Below are 16,276 nucleotides of genomic sequence, written 5' to 3'. Positions count from 1 at the left end.
GCCGGTCACCAGGACTGGTGTCACCAGGACTGGTGCAGCGGTCGTCCCTCGGCGAAGCCGGCGGTGCTCTGGATGCCGACGGTGGCGCGCTCGTGGAACTCGGCGAGGGTGCGCGCCCCGGCGTAGGTGCATGAGCTCCGCAGGCCCGAGATGATCTCGTCGATGACGTCCTCGACCGACGGCCGGGCGGGGTCGACGAACATGCGTGCCGAGCTGATGCCCTCCTCGAACATCGCCTTGCGGGCGCGCTCGTAGGCCGAGTCCGTCGCGGTGCGGTTGCGGACGGCGCGCGAGGAGGCCATGCCGAAGGACTCCTTGAACTGGCGCCCCTTCTCGTCGGTGAAGAGGTCGCCCGGCGACTCGAGGGTGCCCGCGAACCACGAGCCGATCATGACGTTGGAGGCACCGGCGGCGAGGGCGAGCGCGACGTCGCGCGGGTGGCGGACGCCACCGTCGGCCCAGACGTGCTTGCCGAGCTCCCGTGCGGCAGAGGCGCATTCGAGCACGGCCGAGAACTGCGGACGACCGACAGCGGTCATCATGCGCGTCGTGCACATCGCACCCGGACCGACGCCTACCTTGACGATGTCGGCCCCCGCCTCGATGAGGTCGCGGGTGCCCGTGGCACTCACGACGTTGCCGGCGACGACGGGGACCTGCGGGTCGAGGTCGCGCACGGCCTTGAGCGCCTCGAGCATCTTGCGCTGGTGGCCGTGGGCGGTGTCGATGACGAGGACGTCGGCGCCGGCCTCGAGGAGCTGCGACGCCTTGGCGGCGACGTCGCCGTTGATGCCGACCGCGGCGCCGATGCGCAGCGCGCCGTCGGCGTCGACGGCGGGGGAGTAGAGGTTGGCCCGCAGCGCGCCCTGACGGGTGAGGACACCGACGAGGGTGCCGTCGGCCGAAACGACGGGGGCAAGCCGGCGGCGGCTCTCGTTGAGGGTGTCGAAGGCCCCCACGACGTCGACGTCGTCGGTCACGGTGACGAGGTCGCGCGACATGACGTCGTGCACCTGGACGAAGCGGTCGACGCCGGTGAGGTCCTTCTCGGTCACGAGACCGACGGGGCGGTCGCCCTCGGTGACGACCGCGGCGCCGTGCGCGCGCTTGCCGAGGAGGACCTGCGCCTCGCCGACGGTCGTGTGCTGGTCGAGCGTGATCGCGGTGTCGAAGACGAGGTGTCGGCGCTTGGTCCAGCCGATGACCTCGCTCACGACCTCGACCGGGATGTCCTGCGGGATGATCGTCAGCGCGCCGCGGCGGGCGGTCGTCTCGGCCATCCGGCGGCCCGCGATCGCGGTCATGTTGGCGACGACGAGCGGGATCGTCGTGCCCGTGCCGTCCTCGGTGCTCAGGTCGACGTCGAGGCGGCTCGTGACGTCGGACTCGTTGGGGACCATGAAGACGTCGTCGTACGTGAGGTCGAACTGGGGCTGGAGGCCGTTGAGGAAATGCACGGTCACAGTCTAGGAGCCGTCGTGTAGCAGGATCGTGGCCGTGAGCCTCCTCGCCCCGTCGCCCGCCGACGACCAGCGCCGCGTGGGCCTGCGCCGCATGCGGGCCGTCGCCCTCTCGCTCCTCGTCCTCGCCGCGATCGTGTATGCCGTGACGCTCGGCTCGGACTCGGGCTGGCTCGGCTACGTCAACGCCGGTGCGGAGGCCGCCATGGTGGGTGCGCTCGCGGACTGGTTCGCGGTGACGGCGCTCTTCCGCCACCCGCTCGGGCTGCCGGTGCCGCACACGGCGATCATCCCCAAGCGCAAGAACGAGATCGGCCGCAACCTTCAGGACTTCGTCACCGAGAACTTCCTCACCGAGGAGATCGCCCGCGAGCGGCTGGCGGCGGCTCGGGTGGGGGAGCGGCTCGGGACGTGGCTCTCGGTGCCCGCCCACCGGCGACGGGTCATGACCGAGGTCGTCCGGGTCTCGCGGGCGGGGCTCGGCCGGCTGTCCGACGACGACGTCCGAGAGGTCATGGAGGACTTCCTCCTGCCCCGGCTGGCGAAGGAGCCGATCAGCCCGATCGCCGGGTCGCTGCTCGAGGGTGTCGTCGACGAGCAGACCCACCACGGTCTCGTCGACCTCGGGCTCGAGCAGCTCCACGGCTGGTTGAGCGACAACCCCGGGAAATTCGCGTCGGTCATCGGCGAGCGGGCGCCGTGGTGGTCGCCGCCGTGGGTCGACGACAAGGTCATCAACTGGAGCTACCAGCAGGTGCTCACGTGGCTGCGCGACATCCGCGTCACGCCCGGCCACCCGGCCCGGGTCGCCCTCGACGAGCTGCTCACCCGCCTCGCCGGTGACCTCCAGTCCGACCCCGAGGTTATGGCGCGGGCCGAGTCGCTCAAGGAGCGGCTCCTGTCACACCCGCAGGTCCCGGAGACGGCGGTCGGCCTGTGGCGCTCGTTCGCGACCGCCCTCGAGACGGCGATGGACGACCCCACGTCCTACTTCCACACGCGTGGCGACGAGCTGCTCGAGCACCTCGGCCGCCACTTGGTGGAGGACGACGCGTGGCGCACGCGGCTCGAGGGCCACCTCGGCGAGGCGGTGTCGTTCTTCGTCAACACCTACGGCTCCGAGCTCGCCGAGGTCATCTCGGTGACCGTCGAGCAGTGGGACGGTCGTGAGGCGGCCGAGCGCATCGAGCTCCACGTCGGCCGCGACCTCCAGTTCATCCGCATCAACGGCACGATCGTCGGCGCCCTCGCTGGCATCGTCATCCACGCCGTCGCCTCCGTCGCCGCCTGACCCGGAGGATCCCCGCCCCCGGGACGCACGACACCCCGTGCGACTCACGGTGCACGGGGTGTCGGTCGGACGACCGGTCAGACGTCGCGGCGGACGTCGTCCCGCTCGTGGCGACCAGGAAGGTCGTCACGGTCGAGCCGCCCGTCGCCGTCTCCGAAGCCGTCGCGGTCGCGCTCGCGGGCGGCGACGTCGCCACGGTCACGGCCGGGCAGGTCGTCACGGTCGAGCCGTCTGTCGCCGTCTCCGAAGCCGTCTCGGTCGCGGTCGGCGACATCGTCACGGTTCGCCCGCACGTCGCGGTCGCCGTCGACGACGCCACGGTCACGTCGACCGTCGGCGTCGACGTCCGGGTCGAGCTCGTCGGCCCGCTGCAGCTTCTCGTCGTACTCCGCGCGCGCCTCGGCCGCGGTCTGCCCGCGCCGGTGGCCCTCGGTCTCGAGCTTCTCTGCCTCGGCGAGCTTCTGCTCCGCCTCGGCCCGCGCCTGACGCGCCTCGGCCTCGGCCTGCGCGGCGTGCGCCTCACGCTCTCGCACGACCTGCGAGTGCTCCTGCGCCTCCTCGCGCACCTCGGCAGCCTGACGCCTTCGCGACTCCTCCTGACGTCGCCGCATCTGCGGCACGAGGAGCAGCACGAGGGCGACGAGCACCACCGCTGCGACGACCCACCACCAGATGGGGTCCATAGGGATCACTCTCCTTCGATGACGTGAGGGTTGTCCTCGTCATCGACGGTAGTGAGGTCCAGGGCCGATCGGTGGCGGGCCGTCAGCCCAAAAAGTGGCGCTGATCAGCGCCGACGTCCTCAGGTGGCGCGGCTGCGGCGGGGCGGGAGCGGGAAGAACATCGACGTGCGCTGCATGTACTCGGCGTAGCCGGGGCGCTTGGCCATCTCGGACTCGAGCAGCCGGGCGCCCGTGGCGAACGCGAGGAAGTAGGTCATGATCGCGGGCGAGAACACGGTGAGCACGCCCGGCCACACCTCGGCCGCGATCACCCACAGTCCCCACCACACGGCCGAGTCGCCGAAGTAGTTCGGGTGGCGCGTCCACGCCCACAGGCCGCGGTCCATGATCCTGCCCTTGTTGGACGGGTCGGCCTTGAAGCGCGCCAGCTGCAGGTCGCCGATCGCCTCGAAGCCGACGCCGACGACGAAGACGACGAGGCCGAGCGCCGCGACCCAGCCGAGCGGCTTGCTGTCCGCCGCCGCCGCCACCTGGAGCGGCATGGAGACGAGGTAGGCCGCGAGCCCCTGGACGAGGAAGACGCGGCGGACGGCATACGAGAAGCGCTTCTCGGGCGGCGCCGCGGAGAGGAGCTTCTCGTAGCGCGGGTCCTCACCGGCGCCGAGCGCGCGCCGGCGGATGTGCCACGCGAGGCGCACGCCCCACACGGTGACGAGCACGGCGAGCAGGAGCGGACGTGGGCCGGCACCGACGAGGGTGCAGACCCAGGCGATCGCCACGAAGACGAGGCCCCAGGCGATGTCGACGACGCTGACCTTGCCGAGGCGGCGGGCGACGAGCGCCGTCACGGTCATGACGACGGCGGACGTCGCGAGCGACAGGAGGGTGACGACGAGGAAGCGGCCCATCAGCGCACCGTCTCATGGGCGAGCATCGGACCGCCGGGGCGACGCGCGAGGATCTGGTCGACGCCCATGCGCCCGTCCCGGAACGCCTGGCCGCCACCGACGAGGTAGAGCCGCCAGACGCGCGCGACCTCCTCGCCGACGAGGTCGACGACCGCCGCCCAGTTCTTCTCGAAGGTGTCGAGCCAGGCGTCGACGGTCCAGACGTAGTGCTCCCGCATGGCGTGGACGTCACGGACCTCGAGCCCGCCGGCCTCGAGAAGCTCGACGGTCTCGCCGACGGGGCGCATGTGCATGTCGGGCGCGATGAACGACTCGATGAACGGCCCACCCCCCGGGTGGCGGCCGCGCCGGGACATCTGCTGGACGAGGACGTGACCACCCGGCTTGACCGCCTCGCGCAGCACGGAGACGTAGGTCGGGTAGTTGCCCTGCCCGACGTGCTCGCCCATCTCGATGGAGGCGACGGCGTCGTAGGGGCCGTCGGCGACGTCGCGGTAGTCCTGCAGCCGGATCGTCACGAGGTCCTCGAGCCCGCGCTCGCGGACGCGGGCGTCGATGAACCGCTTCTGCTCGGCGGCGATGGTCACGCCGGTGACCTGCGCGCCGAAGTGCTCCGCGGCATACAGGGAGAGCGAGCCCCAGCCACAGCCGACGTCGAGGAACCGCGCGCCCTCGGTGAGGCCGATCTTGCGGCAGACGAGGTCGAGCTTGGCGGCCTGCGCAGACTCGAGCGACTGGCCGGTGGCCGACGGGATGTCGCTCCACCACGCCGACGAGTAGGCCATGTGGGGGTCGAGGAGCAGCTCGTAGAAGTCGTTGGAGAGGTCGTAGTGGTGGCTGATCGCCGACCGGTCGCGCCCGAGCGAGTGGAGCCGGCCGCGCAGCCGCGCCTGGCTGGCCGGTGCGGCCAGCGGGGCACCGAACGCTCCCAGCTCGCGCGCCAACGCGACCAGCCTGGGTGCGGTGCGGGCGAGCACGCCCACGCCGAGCCCGGTGACCCCGCGGGCCGAGAGCGCCTCGCGCGCGAGGTCGAGGGCCTCTCCGACGTCCCCCTCGATGTCGAGCTCGCCCGTGACGTAGGCCTGAGACGCGCCGAGCTCGCCCGGCGACCACAGGAGCCGCTGGAGCGCCCTCGGTGAGCGAAGGGCGACGACCGGCCCCTCCTCCGGCCCCGCCCGCGAGCCGTCCCAGACCCTCAGCCCCACCGGCAACGGCCCACGCAGGAGGGGGACCAGAGCGTCGGCGATGCGCAGGGCAAGATCGGGTGACGAAGTGCTCACGGTCGACATTCGGGGCCGCCTCCTGCAGAGATTGGTGCCGGCTGGCCCCAAGATGGACCCATCCAATCCCACCGGCGCCACGAATGGACGGCATGACCTCGACTGACGCTGCACCGCGCACCGCCGTCGTCGGCTCCGGAGTCTCGGGCCTCACCGCTGCGCACGTGCTCTCCCGGCAGCACCGCGTGACCCTCTTCGAGTCCGAGCAGCGGCTCGGCGGCCACGCCCACACCCACACGATCCCCTCGCGCGCGCGGGCACGCGCGGACGCGAGCGAGCCCGATGGCGCCGCCGAGGTCCGGGTCGACTCCGGCTTCATCGTGCACAACGACCGGACCTACCCCCACCTGCAGCGGCTCTTCGCCGAGCTCGAGATCGAGGTCCGCGACACCGAGATGTCGATGTCGATCCTCGACCCGTCCACCGGCATGCAGTACGCCGGCGGCCGCGGCATCACCGGCTTCCTGGCCCGCCCACGCCAGCTGCTCGACCGCGACTTCGTCACGATGCTGCGCTCGGTCCGGCGCTTCCACGCCGAGGCGTCGGCCTTCCTCGCCGAGACCACCGACGAGGACCAGACGACCTACGGCGAGTTCGTCGCCTCCCGGAACTTCCCCGAGAGCTTCGTCGAGCTGTATGCCGTCCCGCTCGTCTCGTGCGTGTGGTCGAGCGGGCGCGGTGACGCGATGGACTACCCCGCGCGCTACCTCTTCCAGTTCCTCGACCACCACGGCATGCTCAGCGTCACCGGCTCGCCCCAGTGGCGCACCGTCGTCGGCGGGTCGGCGACCTACGTCGAGGCACTCGCGGCCCGCCTCCCCGACGTCCGACGCGGCTCCGGCGTCCTCGCGGTCGAGCGCGACGACGACGGCGTCACCGTGACGACCCGCGAGGGTGGCGCCGAACGGTTCGACCACGTGGTCCTCGCGACCCACGCAGACGACGCCTTGGCGCTGCTCGTCGACGCGACGCCCGCCGAGAAGGAGGTCCTCGGTACCTTCCGCTACTCCCGCAACGAGACCGTGCTCCACCGCGACGACTCCTTGCTCCCCTCGGCGCGCTGGGCGCGTGCGTCGTGGAACTACCGCGTCGCCAGGCCCGGCCACGACACCGGGGCGACGGGGCCCGTCGTCACCTACGACATGACCCGGCTCATGGGCCTCCCGGCCTCCGATCCCCTCTACGTCACCCTCAACGCCACCGCGCTCATCGACCCCGACTCGATCGTCGCGGTGATGGACTACGCCCACCCGATCCACGACCTCGCCGCCGTCCGCGCGCAGCGCCGGCGTGACGAGATCACCACGGGCAGAACGGCGTTCGCCGGCGCCCACTGGGGCTGGGGCTTCCACGAGGACGGCTGCCGATCGGGCGTCGAGGCGGCCCGGGCGCTCGGGGTCGCCTGGACATGACCGAGGTCCGGCCCGCCGTCACCGACCAGGTCGTGACGCTCCCCGAACTCCCCGCTCTCGTCGTCGGGCAGGTCCACCACACGCGCCACACGCCGATGCGCCACACCTTCACGCACCGGCACTACCAGTGGCTCGTCGACCTCGACGACCCGCCGACCCTCCCGCGTTGGCTGCGTCCGGTCGCGAGCCTCCATGCCGAGGACCACCTCGCCGGTGCGGGGTCGCTGTCCGAGCTCAAGGCCAACGTCCTGCGCTGCCTCGAGCGCTCCGGCATCCCCGTCGACGGGGTGACCCGGGTCGTCGCCCTCACCCACGCGCGGGTCCTCGGGCACGTCTTCGACCCGATGACCGCCTACTGGTGCCTCACCGCGGGCGGGGCCCTGCGCGGCGTCGTCGTGGAGGTGCACAACACCTACGGCGGACGACACGCGTATGCCGTCCGTCCGGATCCCGGCGGTGCCGCCACCGTGGACAAGGACTTCTACGTCTCGCCCTTCAACGACACGTCCGGGGAGTACGCGATCCGCTTCCACCTCGACGCCGACCGGGTGTCCGTCGGCATCCGGCTGCACCGCGAGGGCGAGCTCGTCCTCACGGCCGTCGTCGAGGGCGCGGTCGTCCCGGCGACGCCGACGTCGGTGGTGCGCACCGTCGCCCGCCACCCCCTCATGCCCCAACGGGTGACGGCTCTCATCCGGATGCACGGCATCCGCCTGTGGGCCCGCCGTCTGCCCGTCCAGCCCCGCCCCGCCCACGACGAGGAGAGTGTCCGATGACCTCCGAAGCCCTGCCACCGCTCGAGCTCCCGACCGCGCGAGCCCTCTTCACCCGAGGCGCCGTCGCCCGTGCCCTCGTGCACCGCATCGTCGCCGGCCTGCCGGTGCACGTCCGCTACCCGGACGGCACCCACGTCGGCGGTGGCACGCCCGACGGCCCGACCCTCGACGTGGTGAGGCCGGAGGCCTTCTACCGCCGTCTCGAGGAGCACCCCAAGATCGGTCTCGGCGAGGCCTACATGGCGGGCGACTGGCGAGCCGCCCCGGGCACCGACCTCGCCCAGGCGCTGCTCCCGTTCGCCGCCCGCATGGGGCGCCTGCTGCCCAAGCCGGTCCTCTCGATGCGCCGCATCGTCGACCGCGCGCTGCCCACCGGCACCCGCAACACGCTCGTCGGCAGCCGGGCCAACATCGAGGCGCACTACGACCTCTCCAACGACCTCTTCGCGGCCTTCCTCGACCCGACGATGTCCTACTCCTCGGCCCTCTTCGACCACAGCCGGCCGCTGGCCGAGCAGGACCTCGTGGAGGCCCAGCACCGCAAGATCGACGCCATCCTCGACTCCGCCGGGGTGGGTGCAGGGTCCCGCGTCCTCGAGATCGGCACCGGCTGGGGCGAGCTGAGCCTGCGCGCCGCCGCCCGCGGCGCCGACGTCCTCACGATCACCCTGTCGCGCGAGCAGCAGGCGCTCGCCCGCGAGCGGATCGCCGCAGCCGGCCTGTCCGACCGCGTCGAGGTGCGCCTCCAGGACTACCGCGAGGTGTCCGGCGAGTTCGACGCCGTCGTGTCCGTCGAGATGATCGAGGCCGTCGGTGAGGAGTACTGGCCCACGTACTTCTCCGCCATCGACGCGCTGCTCGCCCCGGGCGGGACGGCCGTCGTCCAGGCGATCCTCATGGGCCACGACCGCTACCTCGCCACCCGCAACTCCTACGGCTGGATCCAGAAGTACATCTTCCCCGGTGGCCTCATCCCGTCGCTGGACGCGATCTCGGAGGTGACCGGACGGCATACGGGTCTGCGGGTGCGCGGGGTCCGGGCGTTCGGCGGCGACTACGCCGAGACGCTGCGCCGGTGGCGGATGCAGTTCCTCGAGGCGTGGCCGCGGATCGAGGGCGGCGGCTTCGACGAGACGTTCAAGCGGATGTGGGAGTTCTACCTCGCCTACTGCGAGGCGGGGTTCGCGTCCGGCTACCTCGACGTCGCCCAGGTGACGATGCGCCGCGACTGACCCGCGGCCGGGCGGCGGGGTCGTCGCTCAGCCGGCCCAGTCGGGGTCGGCGGCCGTGAGCCGGGCCGGGTCAACCGTGCCCGGCTCGGGGCGGTCCTTGGCACCGTCGAGCGCCGCGCGGACGGCGTCGTCGAAGCCCGTCTTGCCGCCCCGCGGGGGTCCGACGACGTCGTCGATGTCGTCCTCCTGGCAGACGACCTCGTGGATGAGGCTGCCGACGAGCGGCTTGGCGATGCCCGACGGCACGGGGGTGACGAGCCCGACCCAGTGGCTCGCGAGGCCCGGGGTGAGGACGGGGACGGTGCGGATCGCCCGCTCTCGCAGCCCGGCGACGCGGGCGAAGCGCTGGATCATCTCGCGGTAGGTGAGGACCTCGGGCCCGCCCACGTCGAAGGTGCGGTTGACGTCGCCCTCGACGGTCGCCGCACCGACGAGGTAGTGGAGGATGTCGGCGATGGCGATCGGCTGGATCCGGTTGTTGACCCACTTCGGCGTCACCATGACCGGCAGCTTGCGGGTGAGGTGGCGCAGCATCTCGAACGACGCCGACCCCGAGCCGATGATGATCGCTGCCTGGAGCACCACCGTGGGCACGCCCGAGGCCATGAGCAGGTCACCGACCTCGACCCGAGACGCGAGGTGGGGGGAGAGGTGGCCACTGTCGGGGTGCAACCCGGAGAGGTAGACGATGCGGCCGACGTCGGCACCCTGCGCGGCGAGCCCGAAGGTGCGGGCGAGGTCGCGATCGCGCTGCTCGAAGTCGTCCTTGCCGTCCATCGAGTGCAGGAGGTAGTAGGCGACGTCGATGCCCTCGAGGGCTCGGTCGAGGTCCTGGCGCGAGGTCGCGTCACCCTCGACGACCTCGACGTCGTCGGCCCAGCGACGGGCGCGCAGCCGGTCGGCGGAGCGGGTGAGGACGCGGACCCGCAGCCCGGCGTCGAGGAGCACCGGCACGAGACGGGACCCGATGTAGCCGGTCGCGCCCGTCACGAGGACTGAAGGCTGCTGGGAGGAAGTCATCTGTGGCATCGTCTCACTCGTCATGGCGAATCCGGTCGACGAACTGCGGAGATTCCTCAACGCTGCCCTCGTGACGCCGGTCCCGCGCGACCACACCGAGAGCGACTGGGCGTTCAAGCGGCGTCGGGTCGTCGCACTCGCCACCCTCGTCGTCGGGCTGGGCGTCAACGCCTGGGCACTGCGGATCGAACCGGGCAACGACCTCTTCTATCCGGCGACCCTCGCACTCGCGGCCGTGTGGACCTTCGGCGCGCTGATGTCCGGGCCGCTCCACCTCGGGTTCGCGCACACGCGCGCGGGCGACCGCCCGAGCAGGTCCGTGGTGCAGTCGCTCGTCCTCGGCACGATGCTGCTGGGACTCTTCCTCGTCGGGGCCGTCGCTGTCGCACGGATCCCCGGGCTCCGTGAGCCGGTCGACCGCCTCCTCGACCACGCCCGGTTCGGGTCGTTCGCGGTCGTCGCCGTCATCACCGCGGTCAACGGTGTCGCGGAGGAGCTCTTCTTCCGTGGCTCGCTCTTCGCCGCGGTCGGCCGCCGGCACGCGGTGCTCGTGACGACCGTGGTCTATGCGCTCGTCGTCGCCGGCTCGGGAATCGCCCTGCTCGTCCTCGCCGCGGCGCTCGTCGGGATGGTCGTCGGGCTCCAGCGACGCGTCACCGGCGGCATTCTCGGCCCGATCGTCACCCACCTCACGTGGTCGCTCGGCATGCTCTTCCTCCTGCCGGTCGTGCTCGACGCGGCCCGCTGACGGCTCGTCGGAAGTCGGGACGCCGACCGGGCACTCGCCGTGGGTGTCGGTCGTTGAGCGGGCATGAGCACCCTGACGTGTCCCAAGTGCGGATCCGAGATGCGCAGCTACGAGCGCAACCAGGTCCACGTCGACCAGTGCACCGGCTGTGGTGGCCTCTTCCTCGACCGTGGTGAGCTCGAGGCGCTCGTCAACGCCGAGGCGGCTTACTACGCCGGGCCCTCCCAGCAGGGGCAGCAGTCCCAGCAGGCACCGCCGCCCGCAGCGGCGCCGCAGCAACCGGCATACGGGCAGGGCCCCTACGGCCAGCCCGCGGCCCAGCCCTACGGCCACGCGCCGCGCTACTCCACCTCGGGCCGGGGCTACTACGGCCAGCCCGGCTACCGCCGCAAGAAGTCCTTCCTCGGCGAGCTCTTCGACTGATCTGCGAGGCGCTCGGCGCCACTGACTCGCAGGCCCTCGCTGACATCTGGTCAGCGGGGGTTTGTCGTGCCACTCTTCATCCATGACGGTCGGGGTGGGGGACGAGGCCAAGCAGGGCCCGGCGGCGCCGATCTCGGCGCCGCCCGCGGCGACGCCGGAGCAACCACGCACGTGGGCTGGGTGGCGCGACCGCCTCGTCGTCGCCCTCGGCGGCGTGGTCGTGGCGGTCGTCGCCGTCCTCCTCGCATCCGCGTGGCAGACCGGACTGCGGGCCTCGACCTTCGAGCAGCTGCAGAGGGACATCGCCGACGGCTCGGTCCAGCAGTGGTACGCCGCCGAGCGGCTTGAGTCGGGGCCACTCGACCTCACGCGTGCCCAGGCGTCCACGATGCGTGGCGACCTCGACGAGACGGGCGAGGGTGTCTATCTCCCGCCGAAGGGCGACCCGCTCGGCGGCATCCTCGTGTGGCGCTCCTGGGGCGACCCCGGCTGGCAGGTCGCCTCGTCCACCGGTGTGAGCAGCAGGGGTGACGACTACCAGGAGCCCGCGACGGAGGAGTCCACCGCCATCGTCGGACAGCTCCGCGAGGCCCAGGTGCCGATGAAGCCCTTCGAGTTCTCCGAGGGGTCGTGGGTCACCAACGCCGTGTCGTTCGGTGGGCTGGCGCTCTTCGCGTTCCTCGTCCTGGGGCCGGCGCCGCGGGTGGGGACCCGGTGGTTCTGGTTCTGGGTGACGCTCACCCTTCCGGCCGCCTCCGGCGTGCTCGCGTATGCCGTCCTCGAGCTCGTCGGGATCCGTCGCCGCCCCGACCGGCCCCTCGACCGGCGGATCAGCGGTCTGCGCGGCTTCCTCGGATCGATCCTCGTCTCGATGGTGCTGCTCGCCCTGGCGCACACGTTGCGGGACAAGGGAGTTCCACTGCCGATGTGAGGCGTTGCGCCCTCACACGTCGTCGGGCGTGGCCTCGTGTCCCGGACGATCGTAGGTCCGCCGCTCCTGCTTCATCTCGGCCTCGAAGACGTGGCGCCGGCCGCCCATGAGCGCGTCGCGCACCCGACGGTCGTGCTCGCGGAACGCGGTGTAGTAGCCGTCGTCGAACTCCTCGACGACCTGGAAGGTCCACCGCCCGGCGAGGACGTTGCGGCCGAGGAGGTCGGCCTCGATCTCGTCGGCGATCTCGTCGTGGCCCGCCTCGCGGAGCTTGTTGACGGCCTCGCCGAGGGTGAGGTCGGCGCGACCGAGGTTGCGGTGGAAGGCATAGAGCGAGCCACGTGCCTCCTCGATCACCTCGAACGCCTCGGACAGCTTCCCGACGGCCTCGACCGTCGCGTCGCTGGTGCCCTCGGGGCGGGAGTGGGCCTCGTCGACGGATCGCATGACCCCGATGCTATGCGTGGCTGACGACACCACGGCACGCCCAGAAGGGTGGCACGGGAGAGTGCGGACGTCCGCGTTTGTGGGCACAGATGTCGGGTAAGTCGTCGGGGTGACGTCCATCGACCGCATTGCCGAACCGTGGGGGAGCCGCACACCGTATGCCGTTGGGGAGCCGTGGCCGGTCAGGGTCGACTGTCGCCTCGAGGACGGTCTGGCCGAGTCCGACGTCGACGCGTGGGTGCAGTCGGCCTCGCTGCTGCACTCGAACGGCGACGCCATGGACATCGCCGTCAAGGACGGACGGATCGTCGGTGTCCGGGGCCGGGCCGGTGACCGCGTCAACCACGGACGACTGGGACCCAAGGACCTCTTCGGGTGGCAGGCGAACGCGTCCGCCGACCGGCTGACGAGACCACTCGTCCGCCGCGACGGCCGGCTCGTCGAGACCGACTGGGACACCGCGATGGCGGCGGTGGCCGGCCGCACGACAGAGCTCCTCGAGGAGCGCGGGCCGAGCTCGGTCGCGTTCTACACGACCGGGCAGCTCTTCCTCGAGGAGTACTACACGCTCGGGCTCATCGCGCACGGCGGGATCGGGACGATCCACGTCGACGGCAACACGCGCCTGTGCACCGCGACCGCCGCGGAGGCACTGAAGCAGTCGTTCGGATGCGACGGCCAGCCCGGCTCCTACACGGACGTGGACCACGCAGACGTCATCGCACTCTTCGGGCACAACGTCGCCGAGACGCAGACCGTGCTGTGGTCGCGCATGCTCGACCGGCTCGACGGCGTGGACCCACCGCGGCTCGTCTGCGTCGACCCGCGCCGGACACCGGTCGCCGAGCGGGCGACGGTCCACCTTGCTCCCCGTCCGGGCACCAACCTCGTGCTCCTCAACGCCCTCATCCACGAGCTCGTCGAGAACGGATGGGTCGACACGGCATACGTGGAGAAGCACGCGGTGGGGCTCGCGGATCTCGAGAAGGTCGTGGCGAAGTACCCGCCGGAGCGCGCGGCCGAGGTCTGCGACGTGCCGGTCGAGGACGTCCGCGAGGCGGCACGGGTCATCGGGACTGCCGAGCGGCTGATGTCGACGGTGCTGCAGGGCTTCTACCAGTCGCACCAGGCGACCGCCGCGTCGGTGCAGGTGAACAACATCCACATCCTGCGAGGGATGCTGGGGCGCCCCGGGTGCGGCGTCCTGCAGATGAACGGCCAGCCGACCGCCGAGAACACGCGCGAGGCCGGCGCGGACGGCGACCTGCCGGGGTTCCGCAACTGGCACAACGAGAGCCACATCGCCGAACTGGCGAAGGTGTGGAACATCGAGCCGACCGACATCCCGCACTGGACGTCGCCCACCCATGCGATGCAGATCATGCGCTACGTCGAGGACGGGTCGATCCGCTTCCTCTACGTCACCGGCACGAACCCGGCCGTCTCGCTGCCAGAGCTCGAGCGGATCAGGTCGATCCTGTCGCAGGACCGACTGTTCCTCGTCGTGCAGGACCTCTTCCTCACGGAGACGGCCGAGCTCGCCGACGTCGTGCTGCCGGCGGCAACCTGGGGCGAGAAGACCGGAACCTTCACCAACGTCGACCGCACGGTCCACCTCTCCGAGAAGGCCGTCGAGCCGCCCGGCGAGGCCCGCCCGGACCTCGACATCCTCGTCGACTACGCGCACCGGCTCGGACTGCGCGACAAGGACGGAGCCCCGCTCGTCAAGTGGAGCACGCCCGAGGAGGCGTTCGAGGCGTGGAAGGAGTGCAGCCGCGGACGCCCCTGCGACTACTCGGGCATGACCTACGAGAAGCTGCGTGGGCCGAGCGGCATCCAGTGGCCGTGTACCGAGGACGCACCCGACGGCACGGAGCGGATCTACGTGGACGGTGCGTTCCGGGCCGCGCCGGACGACTGCGAGAGCTACGGCAAGGACATGGTGACCGGCGCCCCCGAGGACGCCGACGCCTACAAGGCGCTCAACCCGGAGGGCCGGGCGATCCTCCGGTCCGCCGACTACCTGCCGCCGCACGAGCTGCCCTCGGCGGAGTACCCCTACCAGCTCATCACCGGCCGGACGCTCTACCACTTCCACACGCGCACCAAGACGGGTCGCGCCCCGCAGCTCGCGGCGGCGGCGCCGGAGGTGTGGGTCGAGGCGTCGGAGCGCGACGCCGCCCGCGAGGGCTGGTCGGAGGGCGACGTGCTGCGCGTGGCGACCCCGCGCGGCGAGGTGACTGCACGGGTCCGGGTGAGTGGCGTGCGGGACGGCGTGCTCTTCCTGCCGTTCCACTACGGCTACTGGGACCGGGACACGGGTGACACGGGAGCGTCGGCCGGCGGGAACGGCGGTGAGAACGGCGGTCAGCCGGCGCGCGACCGAGCGGCGAACGAGCTCACGATCACCGAGTGGGACCCCGCGTCCAAGCAGCCGATCTTCAAGACGGCCGCGGCATCGGCCACGCTCGTCTCCCGCACTGACGGCACCCCGGCCCCGGCGCCGACGACGACCGCCTCCCGCCCCGTGGGTGGGTCCGTCCAGGCGACCCGGGGTGGGGAGTCAGCCGCTGTCGACGAACGCATCGGGACCAGCGAGGAGGAGTCGTGAAGATCACCCAGACCCTGCGCAGCCTCAGGGGCAACAAGGTCGGTGCGGCGGTCGAGGAGTTGCACCGCGCCGAGAACGGCCTCGTCGAGGCGCTGCTCAGCCTGGCCGACCAGCAGAAGGCCGACCACGAGGTGTTCCACGTCGCGCGCGACCTGGCCGGCTGGTCCCAGGAACACGTCCGTCGTCTCGCCGAGGTCGGGCGCTCGCGCGGCCTCGACCTCGACGCGGAGCCGGCCGAGCCCGGCGGCCTCCTCGCGACCGCGAAGCAGAAGGGGTCCGAGCTCATGGGCCGGTTCCACGAGCCGGGTCTGCTCCTGCTCGCCGACCTGCGCCACCTGCACCGCGAGGCAGCAGGAGTCTCGCTCGACTGGGAGGTGCTCCTGCAGACGGCCAAGGCGCTCAAGGACAGCGAGCTCCAGAAGCTCGCCGAGGACTGCCACCCCGAGACGGTCCGCCAGATGAAGTGGGCCGAGGCGAAGCTCAAGGAGTCAGCCGCGCAGATCATGGTCACCGGCTGACGTCGGTGGGCCCCGTGGGACTCGAACCCACAACCTACGGATTAAAAGTCCGCAGCTCTGCCAATTGAGCTAGAGGCCCTGCGCGAGCCCGGCTCGCACGTGCGCCGACGATACCCGGCACTCCGCGGGCGACGGCAGAGCCGGTCGTGCGCCACCAGGTCGAGCTCCCTGTCGTGGGTCAGTCCCCGCCTCCGCCCCCGCCGCCACCGTCCCCGCCGCGGCTGTCCCCACCGCTGTCGCCGACGGGAGGGACGTAGCCACTGTCGGACGACGTCTGGTAGCGGTTGAGGTTCGCCAAGGACGCGGGACCACGCGGCGACCAGGCGGCGGCCGCAGCGATGAGGAATACCACCCCGACCGTGAGGATGCCCGCGCCCGGGCCGACCTCACCGTCGGCGAAGGCGAACATGCTTGCGGCCACGAGCCCAACCCCGACCACCGCCAGAGAGATCCGCAGGCGGCTGTTCGCGGCTGCTCGCGTCTCCTTCGTCATGCGCACAATATGGGTTCGTTCTCCGAAGAGCCTGGCCGGATGT

16 protein-coding genes and 1 tRNA gene are annotated in these 16,276 nt (G+C 71.7%); 9 read left to right on the top strand and 8 right to left on the bottom strand.

Annotated elements, in window-relative coordinates:
• Positions 1 to 20 precede the first annotated feature (20 nt).
• Positions 21 to 1,457, bottom strand: coding sequence for a GMP reductase (gene guaB1, locus N798_RS00715; RefSeq protein ID WP_035945735.1), 1,437 nt, complete (start codon positions 1,455 to 1,457; stop codon positions 21 to 23).
• Positions 1,458 to 1,497: 40 nt separating this feature from the next.
• Between guaB1 and N798_RS00710 the strand changes: the two genes are divergently transcribed.
• Positions 1,498 to 2,751, top strand: coding sequence for a DUF445 domain-containing protein (locus N798_RS00710; RefSeq protein WP_035945733.1), 1,254 nt, complete (start codon positions 1,498 to 1,500; stop codon positions 2,749 to 2,751).
• 77 nt (positions 2,752 to 2,828) lie between these two features.
• Here N798_RS00710 and N798_RS17115 read toward each other — a convergent pair whose 3' ends face one another.
• The 3 genes from N798_RS17115 to N798_RS00690 all read right to left on the bottom strand — a co-directional run bounded on the left by N798_RS17115 (position 2,829) and on the right by N798_RS00690 (position 5,631).
• Positions 2,829 to 3,434, bottom strand: coding sequence for a hypothetical protein (locus N798_RS17115; RefSeq protein WP_052116773.1), 606 nt, complete (start codon positions 3,432 to 3,434; stop codon positions 2,829 to 2,831).
• A 119-nt stretch (positions 3,435 to 3,553) separates the two neighbouring features.
• Positions 3,554 to 4,342 carry a DUF1295 domain-containing protein gene (locus tag N798_RS00695; RefSeq protein WP_035945400.1) on the bottom strand — a complete coding sequence of 263 codons (789 nt, stop codon included), beginning with the start codon at positions 4,340 to 4,342 and terminating at the stop codon, positions 3,554 to 3,556.
• A complete protein-coding gene (locus tag N798_RS00690) occupies positions 4,342 to 5,631 on the bottom strand; it encodes a class I SAM-dependent methyltransferase (RefSeq protein WP_035945398.1) in 1,290 nt (429 codons plus the stop codon). Before N798_RS00690 ends, N798_RS00695 begins: the two co-directional genes overlap by 1 nt.
• A gap of 83 nt (positions 5,632 to 5,714) precedes the next feature.
• Here N798_RS00690 and N798_RS00685 point away from each other — a divergent pair, with 83 nt between their 5' ends.
• The 3 genes from N798_RS00685 to N798_RS00675 are packed head-to-tail and all read left to right on the top strand — an operon-like array spanning position 5,715 to position 9,042.
• Positions 5,715 to 7,034: an NAD(P)/FAD-dependent oxidoreductase gene (locus tag N798_RS00685; protein ID WP_035945731.1), complete on the top strand. Its 1,320-nt coding sequence runs from the start codon at positions 5,715 to 5,717 to the stop codon at positions 7,032 to 7,034.
• On the top strand, positions 7,031 to 7,810 hold the full coding sequence (locus N798_RS00680) for a DUF1365 domain-containing protein (RefSeq protein WP_035945396.1): 780 nt from the start codon (positions 7,031 to 7,033) through the stop codon (positions 7,808 to 7,810). The genes N798_RS00685 and N798_RS00680 overlap by 4 nt, the downstream gene beginning before the upstream one ends.
• Positions 7,807 to 9,042: an SAM-dependent methyltransferase gene (locus N798_RS00675; protein WP_035945394.1), complete on the top strand. Its 1,236-nt coding sequence runs from the start codon at positions 7,807 to 7,809 to the stop codon at positions 9,040 to 9,042. The genes N798_RS00680 and N798_RS00675 overlap by 4 nt, the downstream gene beginning before the upstream one ends.
• A 27-nt stretch (positions 9,043 to 9,069) precedes the next feature.
• On the opposite strand, the gene N798_RS00670 is transcribed toward N798_RS00675, so the two are convergent.
• On the bottom strand, positions 9,070 to 10,062 hold the full coding sequence (locus N798_RS00670) for an NAD(P)H-binding protein (protein ID WP_035945392.1): 993 nt from the start codon (positions 10,060 to 10,062) through the stop codon (positions 9,070 to 9,072).
• Between the two features lie 22 nt (positions 10,063 to 10,084).
• Between N798_RS00670 and N798_RS00665 the strand changes: the two genes are divergently transcribed.
• The 3 genes from N798_RS00665 to N798_RS17110 all read left to right on the top strand — a co-directional run bounded on the left by N798_RS00665 (position 10,085) and on the right by N798_RS17110 (position 12,164).
• Positions 10,085 to 10,810 (top strand): CPBP family intramembrane glutamic endopeptidase, encoded by a 726-nt coding sequence (locus N798_RS00665; protein ID WP_035945390.1) that lies wholly within the window; start codon positions 10,085 to 10,087, stop codon positions 10,808 to 10,810.
• Positions 10,811 to 10,873: 63 nt separating this feature from the next.
• Complete coding sequence (locus tag N798_RS00660) at positions 10,874 to 11,233, top strand: TFIIB-type zinc ribbon-containing protein (RefSeq protein ID WP_035945389.1); 360 nt, start codon at positions 10,874 to 10,876, stop codon at positions 11,231 to 11,233.
• An 82-nt stretch (positions 11,234 to 11,315) separates the two neighbouring features.
• Positions 11,316 to 12,164: a hypothetical protein gene (locus tag N798_RS17110; protein WP_156971557.1), complete on the top strand. Its 849-nt coding sequence runs from the start codon at positions 11,316 to 11,318 to the stop codon at positions 12,162 to 12,164.
• Positions 12,165 to 12,176: 12 nt separating this feature from the next.
• On the opposite strand, the gene N798_RS00650 is transcribed toward N798_RS17110, so the two are convergent.
• The gene (locus N798_RS00650) at positions 12,177 to 12,611 is read right to left on the bottom strand and encodes a hypothetical protein (RefSeq protein ID WP_035945388.1); all 435 of its coding nucleotides are present in this window, start codon (positions 12,609 to 12,611) and stop codon (positions 12,177 to 12,179) included.
• A gap of 109 nt (positions 12,612 to 12,720) precedes the next feature.
• Between N798_RS00650 and N798_RS00645 the strand changes: the two genes are divergently transcribed.
• Complete coding sequence (locus N798_RS00645; protein WP_035945387.1) at positions 12,721 to 15,222, top strand: molybdopterin oxidoreductase family protein; 2,502 nt, start codon at positions 12,721 to 12,723, stop codon at positions 15,220 to 15,222.
• Positions 15,219 to 15,740: a hypothetical protein gene (locus tag N798_RS00640; protein ID WP_229708532.1), complete on the top strand. Its 522-nt coding sequence runs from the start codon at positions 15,219 to 15,221 to the stop codon at positions 15,738 to 15,740. The genes N798_RS00645 and N798_RS00640 overlap by 4 nt, the downstream gene beginning before the upstream one ends.
• 6 nt (positions 15,741 to 15,746) lie before the next feature.
• Here N798_RS00640 and N798_RS00635 read toward each other — a convergent pair.
• Both N798_RS00635 and N798_RS00630 read right to left on the bottom strand, forming a co-directional pair.
• Positions 15,747 to 15,819: transfer RNA gene (locus tag N798_RS00635), tRNA-Lys, on the bottom strand.
• Between the two features lie 99 nt (positions 15,820 to 15,918).
• A complete protein-coding gene (locus N798_RS00630) occupies positions 15,919 to 16,233 on the bottom strand; it encodes a hypothetical protein (RefSeq protein ID WP_035945386.1) in 315 nt (104 codons plus the stop codon).
• Positions 16,234 to 16,276: the final 43 nt, after the last annotated feature.

This window comes from Knoellia flava TL1 (assembly GCF_000768675.1).
In the GTDB taxonomy this organism is placed as follows: domain Bacteria; phylum Actinomycetota; class Actinomycetes; order Actinomycetales; family Dermatophilaceae; genus Knoellia; species Knoellia flava.
This window is presented reverse-complemented; position numbering and strand designations above follow the sequence as displayed.